Genomic DNA, 14941 nt, shown 5'->3' with positions numbered 1-14941 from the left:
TGATTGCTATTTTTTGCTGGTAATATTATGATAACAAATTGATGACAACGCTGTCTTTGGTGACAAGGTTGCACTAAAGTTTATAAGGTAAAAGAATGTTAAGTCAGTATCCCTCTGCAGTTGTAAAAGCAAGTCCAAATAAAAAACGACTATTGTCAGTTGACGCTTTACGTGGTTTCGATATGTTTTGGATTTTAGGCGCTGAAGGTTTGTTTGCAGCATTATTTATAGCGACAGGCTGGCCCATTCTTGCGGTGCTTGCACAGCAAATGGAACACAGTGCTTGGCATGGGTTTCGTATTTATGATTTAATTTTTCCCTTATTTATTTTTCTATCAGGAGTCAGTCTAGGTATCGCAGCAAAGCCCTTATCTAGCTATGAGCCAGAACAAGCAAAATCGATTTTATATAATGGCATCAGGCGCTTATTGCTTTTGATTAGTTTTGGTATTTTATATAACCATGGTTGGGGCGGCGGTATTCCCACATCATTTGATAGTATCCGTTATGTTAGCGTACTCGGGCGTATTGGTATTGCGTGGTTTGTAGCAGCATTATTAGTTTGGTACGTCAGTGAAAAAATACAGTGGTTCGTTGCAGGCGGTATTTTAATAGGATATTGGTTACTACTAAGCTTAGTCACATTAGGTGGATATGGTGGCGGTGATTTTTCAGCGAATGGAGCATTGAACGCTTGGTTTGATCAACATTTATTACCGGGGTCAACTTATCAGGGGCTCGCCATCGACCCAGAAGGGTTGTTATCAAATATAACATCGATTGTAAATGCACTAGCGGGTGTCTTCATTGGTCGTTACATGATAAAAAATATTTATACGCCCAAGACACTATTAACCGGTCTTTTGGTTATTGGGACCTCTATTTTATTACTCGGTTATTTATGGGGCGTTTTTTTCCCAATTAACAAAACATTATGGACGAGTTCATTCACTTTGGTCACTATTGGTTACAGTATTTTATTACTGACGCTATTTTATTGGCTGATTGATGTATTAGAGTTCACCCTATGGGCTAAATTTTTCGCAGTAATTGGTACGAATTCAATCATTATTTATTTAGGTTCGAGTATTGTTGATTGGCAATATACCTCGAAAAGTATTTTCGGAGGCTTAATCAACTCTGTACCTACAGGTTGGCAAGATTTTATTCTTTATGCTGGCATGGTGCTTTTACAATGGCTAGTCCTGTATTGGCTATATCGAAGAAATATTTTTATAAAAGTATAAATATTGGTTAAAAGGACGAATATTGTCGAGGACTGTTTTTTCAAGGCAGTCTTTTTTTATATCAGTAAATAAATAGTGGTTTGTTAACTTATTGTTTTTGATTGAAAAATAATGTTTTTTTGTTTTTGTTTACTGAATTTGTTATTTCGGCGCGTATCTTGTAACAAGCATTTACAACTTAATTGATTGTATAGACTGTTAATTAGCTATCCTATAGACAATTAAAAAAATTATTAGTTCAGATCACATTTATGAGGACATAACCGTGACACGTAAAAAACAAATTATTATACCCATTGCCATTCTAATCATTGGCATTTTATTGTTTTTTGGCTTTTCAAGCATGAAATCGCCACCAGAAGAAAAAGCGGAAGTTGATAATACCCCCATCGTTGCTGTTGAAGAGGTTCATGTTGCACCGATGAATTTAACGGTTAAATCATATGGTGTCGTACAGCCTAAGTATGAAACCGAACTTGTCGCTCAAATTAGTGGTGAAGTAGTTGAACTGGCAGATGTTTTTGTACGTGGTGGTTTTGTTGCAAAAAACCAATTGCTCGCCCGTATCGACCCTAATGATTACCAAGCTGCATTAATTGATGCTGAAGCAACAATGGCCTCGGCACGTGCTTCGCTAGAAAAAGAGCGTGCCCAAGGGCAGGTAGCTGAACAAGAATGGAAACGCATTACGGATACTTCTCCTACTGAATTGAGCTTGCGTAAACCGCAACTAGCACAAGAACTTGCTAATGTTAAATCAGCACAAGCCTCTGTACTTCGCGCCAAACGTAACCTAGAACGTACCGAAATTAGAGCGCCTTATGATGCAATGATTGAAAGTCGTATGATTGGTTTAGGCTCTTTTGTCGGTACTGGCACTAAAGTGGGTAAATTATTAGGAACAGGGGTAGCTGAAGTTCGCTTACCCGTAGCCGATGATCAACTGCAGTTTTTAGCTTCACAAGGGGAAAATGCCCAGGTTAATTTACTTGGAACATTTGCGGGTGAAAATATTACATGGTCCGCAAAAATTGCTCGCAGTGAAGGTGTTGTAGACAATAAAAGCCGTATGACTTATTTAGTGGCTGAAGTTAAAGACCCTTATGGTTTGAAGTCTCAAAAAAATGTAAATAAACACAATCCTATTCGCTTTGGCTCTTATGTTAAAGCAGAAATTTTTGGTATTAGCCTTAATCGTGCCGCTTTGTTACCTCGATACCTCGTTAGTAATAACCGCGTTGCCATTTTAGATGCCGATTCTAAATTGCACTATGCTGACATCATTATCGCTCGTCAAGAAGGCTCAAATGTTATTGTAACTAACGGTTTGAAGGAAGGTGACCAGCTCATTGTTTCAGCATTAGATTACCCTGTTGATGGCATGAAATTAGCTTTGCAAGGTAGTAAAAGTGAAGTAATTAATCAAGATGCACTTGAAACACAAATCGCAAGCACTAAGGATTAGATGATGGATGATACCAATAAAGGCTTAATTGCTTGGTTCGCCCGTAATAGTGTCGCGGCAAATTTGTTGATGATATTTATTCTAGTGGGTGGTTTTTTTACGATTAGCACCATCAACAAACAAATGTTTCCACAAATAAACATTAACTGGATTTCTTATACCGCACCTTACCCAGGGGCAGCCCCTCAGGAAGTAGAGGAAGGTATTACCATTAAGGTTGAAGAAGCTTTAGAGACTGTCCAAGGCTTAAAGCGTGTGATCACTTATTCTAACCGCAATTTTTCAAATGGTTGGTTTGAGGTTGATCTCGATTACGACCCACAAGTTGTTTTAGAAGAAGTTAAATCAGCAATTGATTCTATTTCAAGCTTTCCTGACGGTATGGAACGTATTAAAGTTGAACGCGAAAAGTTTCGCCAAGAAGTTATGTATATCAGCTTATACGGTGACCTAACTAATGGCGAGCTTAAAGAGTTAGGACGAAAAGTCCATAATGAAATTCAACAATTACCTTTAGTCAATATTGCAGAATTATACAGCGGCTTAGACTACGAAATTTCAATAGAAGTTAGTAAAGATAAGTTACGCGAATATGGCTTAACTTTTAGAGATGTTGCGCAAGCGGTACGTGGTTATTCTGGCAATATGTCTGCTGGACAAATTCGTGCAGAGAATGGCTACATTAATTTACGCGTTGAGAACCAAGCTTATCGAGGTTACGAATTCGAGCAAATACCTATTATTACCTTAGCCGATGGTACTAAAGTCTTGTTAGGCCAAATGGCGACTATTATTGATGGTTTTACTGAAGGCCTACAGTATTCAAAATTCAATGGTGAAAACTCGGTCAGTATCTTTATTGGCGCAGCTGATAATCAAAGTATTACCGATGTTGCCGATGTCATTAATAAGTATGTTGATGAAAAGTCGAATGTTCTTCCTGCAGGCGTTAAGTTAGAAACTTGGGTTGATATGACCTACTATCTTGAAGGCCGTTTGACCATGATGATAGACAATATGAAAAGTGGTGCAATATTAGTCTTTCTAATGTTAGCGTTATTCTTACGTGTCCGTTTGGCTTTTTGGGTAATGATGGGCTTACCCGTATGTTTTCTTGGTACTTTATTCCTGATGCCATTAGAATTTATTAATGTCACTATTAATGTCATTAGCTTGTTCGCCTTTATTTTGGTGTTAGGTATTGTTGTTGATGATGCCATCGTTATGGGGGAGAGTGCCCATGACGAAATTGAACAACATGGCCATAGTACTGAAAATGTTATTCGCGGTATTCAACGTGTTGCTATGCCAGCAACCTTTGGGGTATTAACAACGATTGCGGTCTTCTTGCCTTTTCTTTTTGGTGAAGGGCCTTCTGCCGCGTTCGGTAAAGCCATTGGCTCGGTAGTTATCTTGTGTTTAATTTTCTCTTTAATTGAGTCAAAACTCATTTTACCGGCGCATTTGGTTAAAATGAAACCTAAGGTTAATATAATAAAACTTAAGAAATTAAACGAGTATGGCTTCTTTTGGTTCATTCAATATCCTTTAGATAGGATCACTAAAGTAGTAGACAGGCTTCGAGGAGCCATTGATGACAGTTTAAAATCTTTTATTCAAAATATTTATCAGCCAGCGTTACAGAAATTTCTAGATTATCGTTATGCCGTACTAATGTTTTTTATTAGTTTAATGTTAATCAGCGCAGGTTTGTTTAGTGGTGGTTTTGTTCGCTTTGTTGGTCAACCTAAGATCCCACATGACTTTCCTCGTGTTAATGTTGAAATGAATGTAGATGCCTCAGAGAAAGCAACCTTACAAACCTTATTAAATATCCAAGGTGTAATTAATACCATAGATAAAGAGATTGAAGCTCAATACGGTCAGTCAATGATCTCTGATATGCAGGTCGATTTACGCAGCAGAACCAGTGGTCAATTGATGGTTAAATTAGTGGTACCTGAATTAAGACCGATGAATACTTTCGAACTGGCTGATTTATGGCGTGCCGCTATACCGAATTATCCTGGGGTAAAATCGTTTACCATTGGTGATAATTTATTTGGCTCTGGCCGAGACGACGGTGATATTGCCTTTAGATTAGAAAGTAAAGATGATGCACAACTACTCGCCGCATCAAGAGAGTTAAAAACTAAACTTAATTCTTTAAAAGGTATTGGCGATGTTAATGATAGTCGTCAAACAAGTGCCAAAGAAGTTCAGTTTGAATTGAAACCGCTTGCTTATAGTTTAGGATTAACTTTAGCCGAAATTGCTTCACAAGTGAGTTACAGTTTCTATGGTTTAGAAGCACAACGCATTTTACGTGACAGCGAAGAAGTGAAAGTGATGATCCGTTATCCACTTGAGCAACGAAGCTCTGTTGGACATGTTGATGATGTGATGATCAAAGCGCCAAATGGTGCGGAATTACCTTTGTCGGAATTGGCTAATATTACCTTACAAGAAGGGGTGACTAGTATTCGTCGTGAAAATGGTAATCGGACAATTAACGTCTGGGCAAGTGTTGACGCTGAACAAGTTGAGCCATTCAAAGTTGCTAACGATATCAGAGACAACTTTATTCCTGAACTATTAAGAAAATTTCCAAAAGTTCAAAGTGAAGTGTCGGGCAGTATTCAAGAAGAAATGGAAGGTGCGGACAATCAAAAACGTGACTTTATTATCTCATTGTTGATTGTTTTCTCATTACTGGCTATACCATTGAAGTCTTACTCTCAGGCAGTGATGATTATGATCGTTATTCCTTTTGGTATTATTGGTTCGGTCTTTGGCCACTTCCTTTTAGGTATGGACTTAAGTGCACTATCAGTTATGGGGATATTAGCGGCTGCGGGTGTGGTCGTTAATGACTCCTTAGTCATGGTTGATTATGTTAATAATGCCAGAAAATCAGGCGTCAAACTAAAAGATGCGGTAATACATGCCGGCACTAAACGTTTTAGAGCTATCATGTTAACGTCAATAACAACCTTTATTGGTTTAGTGCCTATCATCTTCTTTGAGGTAAGTGCCCAAGCACAAATCGTAATTCCAATGGCGATATCTTTAGCCTTTGGGGTATTATTTGCGACTATAGTTACACTGGTACTGATCCCAAGTTTATATCTTATTATTGAAGATATGAAAAAGATCTTTAAGCGTAAAAAGAAACAACCGCTTATTGCTGAAAACACAGGTGATTTATCGGTTAATTAATCGATAGTATTTTTATCAAAGCCATTACTTTTGTAATGGCTTTTTTATGCGATTCATTAAATTTATTAACCAATATCTCTCTGCTAGCCTGGTCAAGAAAAGCTATCGTTAATAATAATAGCTGGCTATAATGGTGTTAATGCTAATATTAATAAATGAAGCGAACTCATTATAATGAAATATATTTATCTTTTTTCAACACTTACTCTCATGACAATAACGGGTTGTTCGACAACTGAAAATGCTTGCGAAGATATAACCATCGCGAGTGAACAGATTCAAATGTGCCAGTCACTGCAACGCCAAATAGCAGACGCCAAAGGTAAACCTATAAAACGAACTGAGTTAGAACGTCGTTATCAAGTTGACTGCATCGACATTCGCTACTATCGTGATGACAAACAACCAGCAATTTGTGGTAATAAACAAAAAATTGGCGAAGAAATTAAGACGCTTAAAAAAGAGGCTAATCAGTAAACGATTAAGCTCTTGGTCGCTTACTTTAAGGCAAACTTTAGGGTTTGCTTTTTTGTTTACTTTTCTTAAAATTAATCATCAAATGAGTGTGTCATATGTTTAAAAAAATAGTCGGTTTAGTCTTCACTTGTAGCTTTTTATTCTCATGTCAGCAAGCCGCTGAGGAAGTGACTAGCAGAGATACAGCCAATACCGAAGCTATTTCAGCCGCAGAGGTATCAATAATGCCTAAAAAAAGTTTGTCTGCTAAAGCGGAACCTGAGCAAATATCATTTACCGCAACAATTAAATATATGAATTTAGAAGGGGGCTTTTTTGGATTAATTTCTAAAGAAGGTAAGCATTGGTTACCGCTGAATTTAGAAAAAGAATTCCAAAAAGATGGCGCTGTTATCAAAGTAACAGGCAAAGCTATCACGGGTATGATGACTATTCAGCAATGGGGAACTCCTTTTTCAATTACCGATATTGAATTAATTACTGCAGCGAATAAAGCGCCTGAAAATAAGAACCTGCAGTAGTTTTACTTACTGAGCGAAGGTTGCATCAATAATGTTAGATGACTAATGTTAGATGACTAATGTTAGGTGACGATTTTCACCTGAAATGATGATTTGATAGATACCACGATATTCTTGTTCTGTCATTAGTGATACAAAGCTTTGGCTTAGTCATTCTGCCAATTGTATTAAGGTATGTAGCGGTGTTACTTACAGAGCGAAGGTTGCATCCATAATGTTAGATGAATAATGTTAGGTGACGGTTTTTACCTGAAATGATGATTTGATAGATACCACGATATTCTTGTTCTGTCATTACTGATACAAAGCTTTGGCTTAGTCATTCTGCCAATTGTATTAAGGTATGTAGCGGTGTTACTTGCAGAGCGAAGGTTGCATTAGTAATGTTAGGTGTCGGTTTTCACCTGAAATGATGATTTGATAGATACCACGATATTCTTGTTCTGTCATTGGTGATACTGAGCTTTGGCTTAGTAATTCTGCCAATTGTGCCGTGGTGTTACTGTGTCCAAACACTACGGTGTTCTCTTGTTCTTTGATCAATTGCCAGGCGAGTTGCTCTAATTTATTGGGCGCATAATTTTTGATCGCAAGTTGTTGCTGTTGTGCTAGCGGTGTAGCCGTTGCCATAGTCCGTTGATAGCGCGTACTGTATATATTTTCTATTTCTGCATTCTCTAGAATACGCGCAAGTTCTTTTGCTCTATATGTACCGCATTGTGTTAATCCAGAATCTTCTTGTTCAGTTTTGTTTTCAGCATGACGAATTAAATAAAGGCTGTAGCTTTTACTTTCCTTTTGTACATAAGCGTTTTCAGTCGCATTAACGATTAAAAAAGGTATGTTGATAAAAAAAATTAACAGTAAAATTAATTTATTCATAACATACCTTTTTCGATTCATGCTTATTCACTGTTAAAATAAACGATTCAAACCATTCAATGCAGCAACACGAAATGCCTCAGCCATCGTTGGATAATTAAACGTGGTATTAACAAAGTATTCAATGGTATTACCGCCATTGGTTTGTTGCATAATTGCTTGACCAATATGAATGATTTCAGCCGCATTTTCACCAAAACAATGAATACCTAAAATTTCTTTAGTTTCACTGTGAAAAAGTATCTTTAGGGAACCGACTAAACTATTTGATATTTGTGCTCTTGCTAAATGTTTGAACTGGGCACGACCAACCTCATACGGAATTTTTGCCGCGGTCAGTTCTTGTTCTGTTTTACCAACAGAGCTTATTTCTGGAATCGTGTAGATACCTGTAGGAATATCAGCAATAAGTTTTGCTGTACTTTGGTGATCTATCATCGCTGAGGCAGCTAACCGGCCTTGATCATAAGCAGCACTGGCTAAGCTTGGGTAACCAATGACATCACCTACCGCATATATATTGTCGACACTGGTTTGATATTGATCGTTGACTTTTAGTTGCCCACGTCCATCTGCTGATAATCCTGCATTTTCAACTTTTAAGTCGGCTGTATTACCTGTTCGCCCATTAGCAAAGAGTAAACAGTCGGCGCGCATTTTTTTACCTGATTCTAAATGAACAACCACAGAGTCGTCGGATGCTTCAACTCGTGCAATCGCCTCGCCATGACGGATCACTACACCATTATTCCATAAGTGGTAGCTGAGTGAATCAGACATTTCTGCATCTAAAAAAGAAAGCAGTCTATCTCGGGTATTAATTAAATCTACCTTTACACCTAAACCTCTAAATATAGAGGCATATTCGGAACCAATAACACCAGCACCATAAATAATGATAGAACGGGGATCATGCTTAAGTGATAAGATGGTATCTGAGTCATAGACTCGCGGATGGTTAAAATCAATATCTTTAGGTCGGTAGGGATGTGAACCAGTAGCAATAACAATTTGCTTTGCCGTAATTTGTTCAATAGCGCCCTCGTTATTCACTATTCTAAGCGTATGGGCATCAATAAAAGACGCTTCACCCGAAATCAGTTCAACGCGGTTACGATCATAAAAGCCACTGCGTAACTGTACTTGTTTACGAATAACCGAAGAGGCATGTTTAAGAATAGCTGGGAACGTTAAGTGTTTTGCTTTTTCATGGCCTCTAAAAAGTGGGCTCGCGTTATACTCAATGAGTCGGCTAACACTTTGACGTAAAGCTTTTGAAGGAATAGTTCCCCAATGCGTACAACCACCGCCAACGTCTTTATATCGTTCAACAATAGCAACACGTTTTTCTTTTTTAGATAGCTCCATAGCGGTACCTTCGCCACCTGGTCCGGTACCTATAATTATTGCATCGTAATCGTAATCGTTATTTGTTTTCTTCTTCGTTTTAGCTTTATTTTGAGTTGCCAAAATCTTGCCTTAAATTCCTACTAAGATAAAAAAATTTTAGCAGGAATTTAGACATCTGACCATGTAAAAGCTTATTAATCTAAAGGGTTTATGCCAGTTGGGTTAATAAGCGTTGAAAATGTTGTTGTTGGTCTGCCAAGTGCTGCTTAAATTCTTGGTATTGCGCTGCTAATTCAGAGCTCTCAACGTCGGCGATTAATTTATCGCGCCTACTGGCAAGTAATTTTTTACGCACATCATAGTAGTCATTAATTCTACTAATGAGTAAATCATATTCTTGCTGTAGTTTTTCTCGCATTTGCTCCGCATTTGGATGAGAGAGTAACTTCTTCTGGCTACGTTTAAATACCATAGCTAAGCGCGCTTTTTCAATTTTGTCATCCGGGTAAGTCCGTAGTTTTGAGGTAAGCTTCAAAAACTCACAACCCTTAATCAACCATTTAGTTGGATCAAACTGCCACCAACGAATGCCGTTACGATAATCATTTTCAAAAATATGATGATAGTTATGATAGCCCTCACCAAAAGTTAAAAAAGCAAGAAAGCCATTATCTCGTGCAGTATTTCTTTCTGTGTAAGTTTGTTTACCCCAGATATGTGCCAAAGAATTAATGAAAAAAGTAGTGTGATGGCTTAACACTAAACGCAAGAAACCGACTAAAAGTAAACTACTAATAATATCGCCGTGCCATAAACCAAATAAAATAGGTACACCAAAGTTCATTAATATTGTCAGCAACAAATAATTTCTGTGCTGCCACATTACAATAGCGTCTTTTTGTAAATCACGGGTATTGTCGTAATTAGCATATCGATGCGCTTGATACTCACGAAGCATCCAACCGATATGTGAATACCAAAAGCCTTTTTTAGCTGAATAGGGGTCTTTGTCATTATTATCGACATGCTTATGATGAACTCTATGATCAGAAGCCCAATGTAATATACTATTTTGTAAGGCAAATGCACCACCTAGTGCAAAAATGAAACGCAGCGAAGCATGTGCTTGATAGGTTTTGTGCGACCATAATCGGTGATAGCCAGCAGTAATAGACATACCACAATAAATAAAGCAGCATAGTGCTACTACAAGTTCAGTGGTATCAAAACCGTGTGTTATTGCTCGATACGGGACGCCAATTGCGGCAACTAAAAAGGTAATTAAAAACACACTAAAATTTAGCCAAACGATTTTAGGTTTATTCATGTAATAAGAATTCCATCAGTAAAAAAACGAACACTAAGTAAATAATTTCAGTGTACACGTGTACTCTATTTTAACTTTGATCACTTTTCAGTCAAGGTAATTTTTATTAAACTTTTTATCTTCAATCAATAATACTGGATTTAAATGTAGATGTTAGTGATCAAGTTTCTAGTAAATAGATGAAAATTCAGTATGATATAAACAGGCTAAAGTATAGGTTAATTAAGTAATGAGCGGGATTCGGGCACAGCAAAAAGAAAAAACACGTCGACAAATAATTGATGCTGCTCTTGGGCAGTTAAGTAGTGAACGTAGCTTTTCGAGTTTGAGCTTACGGGAAGTCGCTAAAGAGGCTGGCTTAGCACCAACATCATTTTATCGACATTTTTCTGATATGAACGAACTAGGTTTGACGCTGGTCGATGAAGCGGGTTTAACTTTGCGTCAATTAATGCGACAAGCTCGCCAACGAATTGAAAAAGGTGGTTCTGTCATTCAAATATCTGTCGTTACCTTTATGGAGTTTATTGAAAGTAACGGTAATATATTTCGCTTATTATTACGAGAGCGTTCTGGAACGTCAGCTGCTTTTCGAGCGGCGGTAAATCGAGAAGTGCGTTATTTCACCTTAGAACTATGTGATTATTTACAGCAAGCAAATAAATTGAATGCGGATGTGGCTTTTTTACAAGCCGATGCAGCGGTGACTATCGTATTTAGTGCTGGCTCTGATGCATTAGATGTTGATAAAGAGGATCGTCAACAAATTTCAATGCGTACCATTCAGCAGCTGCGCTTTATAGCACGGGGAGCTGCTGAATTTAGCAATAGGGGAGTAAAAAAGTAAAAACGTTACTTTTTACGTGAAAGTATCACACCTGTTTCAACATGGTGGGTATATGGAAACTGATCAAATAACGCAAATTTTTCAATATTGTGTGTCTTTATTAGTTCAACTAAGTTTTCTTTTAATGTCTCAGGATTACATGAGATATAAACAATACGTTCAAATCGGCTGACTAACTCAACGCTGTCAGGGTCAAGGCCAGCTCTTGGTGGATCAACTAATACTGTATCGTAATTATAGCTTTTAAGATCGAAACCTTCTAGACGACGAAATACTCGCTCACCATTCATCGCTTGACTAAAATCTTCGCTAGACATTCTTATTATATCAACATTGGTTAACTGGTTTGCGGTGATATTATTTTGTGCTGATTTTACTGATGTTTTCGATATTTCAGTACCTAATACTCGATCAAAGTTTTCAGCGAGTGCGATACTAAAGTTACCATTACCACAATAGAGTTCGATTAAGTCACCACCGATATTTTGTGTGCCTTGCTTTGCCCAAAGTAGCATTTGCTCATTAACGTGCCCGTTAGGCTGTGTAAAACTATTTTCTACTTGCTCGTAGATATAAGTTTTATCGCCAACAGTTAACTTCTCAGTGACATAATCTTTATCAAGGATAAATTTTTGTTTTTTAGCACGGCCAATAATATCAACAGGGGCTATTGCTGAAAGGGTTGTTTTTAGTGTTGCCGCTTCAGTTAGCCATTCTTCATCTAATTGTCTGTGATATAACAAGCTTATTAAAAGCTCGCCACTGAGCGTTGATAAAAAATCGACTTGAAATAATCGATGACGAAGTGACGGTTTATCTTTAATTTCGTCAAGCAAGGCTTTCATAGCTTGATTAATGAGTTTACTGGCAACCGGGAAAGTGTCGACGCGATACTTTTCTTTCGTTTCACTATTAAACATAATATAAAATAAGTCATCATTGTCATGCCAAACTCTAAATTCTGCTCGTAATCTATAGTTTAAAGGCTCTGATCGAAAAACATCAAAATTTGGTAAGTCAAAATCACTAAACAATTTAGCGATATCATCCTGTTTGTTATCAAGTTGTTTATCATAAAATTGTGGTGCAATGTGACTAAACATATATAAGCCTTAAACGTAGAAAGAATTAAACAATATTATACCCAACTCTAGTGAGTATTAAAGAGGCGCTGAGTTTAGCGATTGTGATTACTTTGTCTAGTCATTTGTCTATAATTTTCTTACAAGGGATTGACTTCTTGCTAAAGTTTTACGAAAAAATGCCGATATAATAGCCATATTAAATTTAAGGATCTTTAGATCTTTGATTGTGTTTAATTAAAATTTAATTAGATACTGGAGAGTAACAATGAATAAAATTGATAATCAGACAAGGTTGCCGAATTATTTAGGGCAAAGTCGTAAAAGTGAACCAGCAAATAATGAAGTCGTTAAACGAGAAATGCCAGCAGAGTCAGTTAATACACTGGCATTAAACCATCGTGCTGCCATTACGATGAAAATTATATCTCAATCAATTTCTAGTCAGATTTCAGCAAATTTTCAAAAGATTACCGATGCACCACAAGCAACTAATGTAGTGATGAGTGATCTCAGTAAAACAGCGTTAACTGAAAGCGAGCCATCAACTAGCCTTTTTGATTTCGAAGCAGTGGCTCGTAATGTTATGGACTTTGTTAGCGCGAGTATCTTAGCTGCCCAAGCAAATGGAGCGAGTGAGGATAAGTTGAAAGAGATGTTTGAGCAGGGGCGTGCTGGGGCGAATTTAGGTATTGATCAAGCAAAAGGCGATTTAAAAGATCTCGCCATGCTTGACGATGACTTAAACCAAGGTATAGAAAAAAGTCGTACGCTTATTAACAAGGGAATTGATGACCTCCATGAACAAATGTTTCCTTCAGCCAATAAATCAAATGAGAAGGTATCAGAGTTAACGCCAATTATCAGTTCTACAGCAATTGATAGCGAATTATACACAAGCAATTCAAAAAGTAGCGAGCTGAGTATTACTACTACTGACGGTGATGTAGTTTCAATATCATTTAGCGAATTACAAGAATATGCCAGTAAAGAAGCTTACCAGTATCAAGAGAGTAGCCAAGGGGGATCGACAAATTATAGTAGTACCAGTAGTCAGTATCATGAAATCAACTTTTCTTATAGCGTAGAGGGTGAACTTGATGATGATGAAAAAGCAGCAATCGAAGCATTAATTAAAGACGTAAATTCATTACAAAAAGATTTCTTTAATGGCGATGTTAATAAAGCTTTTGAAAAAGCAGTTGAACTTGGCTTCGATAATAAACAGATAACTAGTTTTAGTATGGATTTGCAACAAACAAAAACCAGTTATGTTAGCCAAGCGTATACAGCAGTGGCAGAGTTGGATGATAAATTAGCGCCTAGTGTCGGAAAAGACCTGAGGCCTTTAATTGACTTCTTAGATCAGTTTAACCAACTGCAAGAACAAGCAGATAAAATATTGTCTAAGAATGATGATGCTTTTGGTCAGTTACTTGATGCAGTCTTTAAAGCTGAGTTTGGTGACGATAAAGTCGCTAAAGAAAAGTTCGATAAAGTAATAGATACGGTTAAGTCTGACAACATTAAGCTTTAATAGATAAAATAAACCCACGCTAACGTGGGTTTATTTAGGATAACTTACCAAGAAGAACGGTTATTCTTCTTCGAGATTTTTTTCTGGACGTTCCTTAGCTTCACGAACTTTCAAAGTACGCTGCTGAAATTCAGTATCATTAAGCGATGAAACAGCCGCATCAGCCGCATCAGCTGACATTTCAACAAAACCAAAACCACGACGCTTTCCAGTATGTTTATCTTTCATTAAACGAACAGAATGAACTTGACCATGTTCAGAGAATAACTCTCTGATCGATGATTCATTTGCTCGGTAAGGTAGATTCCCTACATATAACGTTTTTATTTCTTCATCAGCACTTTCTGCAGTAGTTGATGAACCTATAAGTGGCGCAATAAAAGTACTTACTAAAACTAATATCGCAGTAATTTCTGGTGAGCTGCCAATAACAGTTGATAAAATGTAAGCAATAACAGCAAATACTACTGCGACTATAAATGTTAACCCTTGAGGAGACTTCATATATGAATACCTAATTATTATTTTAAATTCTAAATTAAAAAACTAAATTGCAATGTACCTGCTACCCAGCCTTGAATATTGTACAAAGTACAAAGTTGTAAAAAAGATAAGTGTAATTTATATGCAAATAACACCTTACTTATATTAAGCAAAAAATAAAAAGTTTACTACACTAAATAAGCATATTAATTAAAAGCACTATTTTAGTGCTTATATAAGCCACTTTAAATGGATTATTATATAGTAGGAATAAGAACGTTGATGTTTATTGAGCGATTAGAGAGTATATTGCCCACATTGTTTTTATTTTCAGCAAACAAACATAAAGATGAAAATAGTGCTTGATCCTTTTCAAAATATGTCTAGAATGCGCTCCAGTTCCAAGGGGTAACCCAAACGAACGTTTTGATAAGTTATCTACATCACTTTAGAGTAAAGTAGTTAACTTAACGTTTTATAGATAAGGTTTGAATCTTCGAAAAG

General features: G+C 36.9%; 12 protein-coding genes. 7 read left to right on the top strand and 5 right to left on the bottom strand.

The window, feature by feature from the left end:
* Positions 1–95: 95 nt before the first annotated feature.
* The 5 genes from nagX to H4J75_RS02525 all read left to right on the top strand — a co-directional run bounded on the left by nagX (position 96) and on the right by H4J75_RS02525 (position 6929).
* The gene (gene nagX / locus H4J75_RS02545) at positions 96–1247 is read left to right on the top strand and encodes a transmembrane glucosamine N-acetyltransferase NagX (protein WP_182221262.1); all 1152 of its coding nucleotides are present in this window, start codon (positions 96–98) and stop codon (positions 1245–1247) included.
* Positions 1248–1512: 265 nt separating this feature from the next.
* Positions 1513–2712 carry an efflux RND transporter periplasmic adaptor subunit gene (locus tag H4J75_RS02540; RefSeq protein WP_182221261.1) on the top strand — a complete coding sequence of 400 codons (1200 nt, stop codon included), beginning with the start codon at positions 1513–1515 and terminating at the stop codon, positions 2710–2712.
* A gap of 3 nt (positions 2713–2715) precedes the next feature.
* Positions 2716–5931, top strand: a complete 3216-nt coding sequence (locus H4J75_RS02535) for an efflux RND transporter permease subunit (RefSeq protein ID WP_182215518.1) — start codon at positions 2716–2718, stop codon at positions 5929–5931.
* A 174-nt stretch (positions 5932–6105) separates the two neighbouring features.
* Positions 6106–6408, top strand: a complete 303-nt coding sequence (locus H4J75_RS02530) for a hypothetical protein (RefSeq protein WP_182215516.1) — start codon at positions 6106–6108, stop codon at positions 6406–6408.
* Between the two features lie 95 nt (positions 6409–6503).
* A complete protein-coding gene (locus H4J75_RS02525) occupies positions 6504–6929 on the top strand; it encodes a hypothetical protein (protein WP_182215515.1) in 426 nt (141 codons plus the stop codon).
* Between the two features lie 354 nt (positions 6930–7283).
* On the opposite strand, the gene H4J75_RS02520 is transcribed toward H4J75_RS02525, so the two are convergent.
* From H4J75_RS02520 to H4J75_RS02510, 3 genes are all read right to left on the bottom strand, one after another.
* Positions 7284–7811, bottom strand: coding sequence for a histidine phosphatase family protein (locus H4J75_RS02520; RefSeq protein ID WP_182221260.1), 528 nt, complete (start codon positions 7809–7811; stop codon positions 7284–7286).
* A gap of 33 nt (positions 7812–7844) precedes the next feature.
* Positions 7845–9281 carry a Si-specific NAD(P)(+) transhydrogenase gene (gene sthA / locus H4J75_RS02515; RefSeq protein ID WP_182175485.1) on the bottom strand — a complete coding sequence of 479 codons (1437 nt, stop codon included), beginning with the start codon at positions 9279–9281 and terminating at the stop codon, positions 7845–7847.
* Between the two features lie 88 nt (positions 9282–9369).
* A complete protein-coding gene (locus H4J75_RS02510) occupies positions 9370–10488 on the bottom strand; it encodes a fatty acid desaturase (RefSeq protein WP_182221259.1) in 1119 nt (372 codons plus the stop codon).
* Between the two features lie 229 nt (positions 10489–10717).
* On the opposite strand from H4J75_RS02510, the gene fabR reads away from it, so the two are divergent.
* Entirely contained in the window at positions 10718–11335 is a 618-nt protein-coding gene (gene fabR, locus H4J75_RS02505; RefSeq protein WP_070375583.1) for an HTH-type transcriptional repressor FabR, read from the top strand.
* A gap of 5 nt (positions 11336–11340) precedes the next feature.
* Here fabR and trmA read toward each other — a convergent pair whose 3' ends face one another.
* Positions 11341–12438 (bottom strand): tRNA (uridine(54)-C5)-methyltransferase TrmA, encoded by a 1098-nt coding sequence (trmA, locus tag H4J75_RS02500; protein WP_182221258.1) that lies wholly within the window; start codon positions 12436–12438, stop codon positions 11341–11343.
* Positions 12439–12685: 247 nt separating this feature from the next.
* Here trmA and H4J75_RS02495 point away from each other — a divergent pair, with 247 nt between their 5' ends.
* Positions 12686–13954, top strand: a complete 1269-nt coding sequence (locus H4J75_RS02495; RefSeq protein ID WP_182221257.1) for a DUF5610 domain-containing protein — start codon at positions 12686–12688, stop codon at positions 13952–13954.
* A gap of 60 nt (positions 13955–14014) precedes the next feature.
* Here H4J75_RS02495 and H4J75_RS02490 read toward each other — a convergent pair whose 3' ends face one another.
* Positions 14015–14458 (bottom strand): RNA-binding protein, encoded by a 444-nt coding sequence (locus H4J75_RS02490; RefSeq protein WP_070375587.1) that lies wholly within the window; start codon positions 14456–14458, stop codon positions 14015–14017.
* Positions 14459–14941 lie beyond the last annotated feature (483 nt).

It is taken from the genome of Colwellia sp. BRX10-1 (assembly GCF_014077545.1).
In the GTDB taxonomy this organism is placed as follows: domain Bacteria; phylum Pseudomonadota; class Gammaproteobacteria; order Enterobacterales; family Alteromonadaceae; genus Colwellia_A.
The sequence above is the reverse complement of the archived record's forward strand: the minus strand, read 5'-3'. Positions and strand labels throughout refer to the sequence as shown.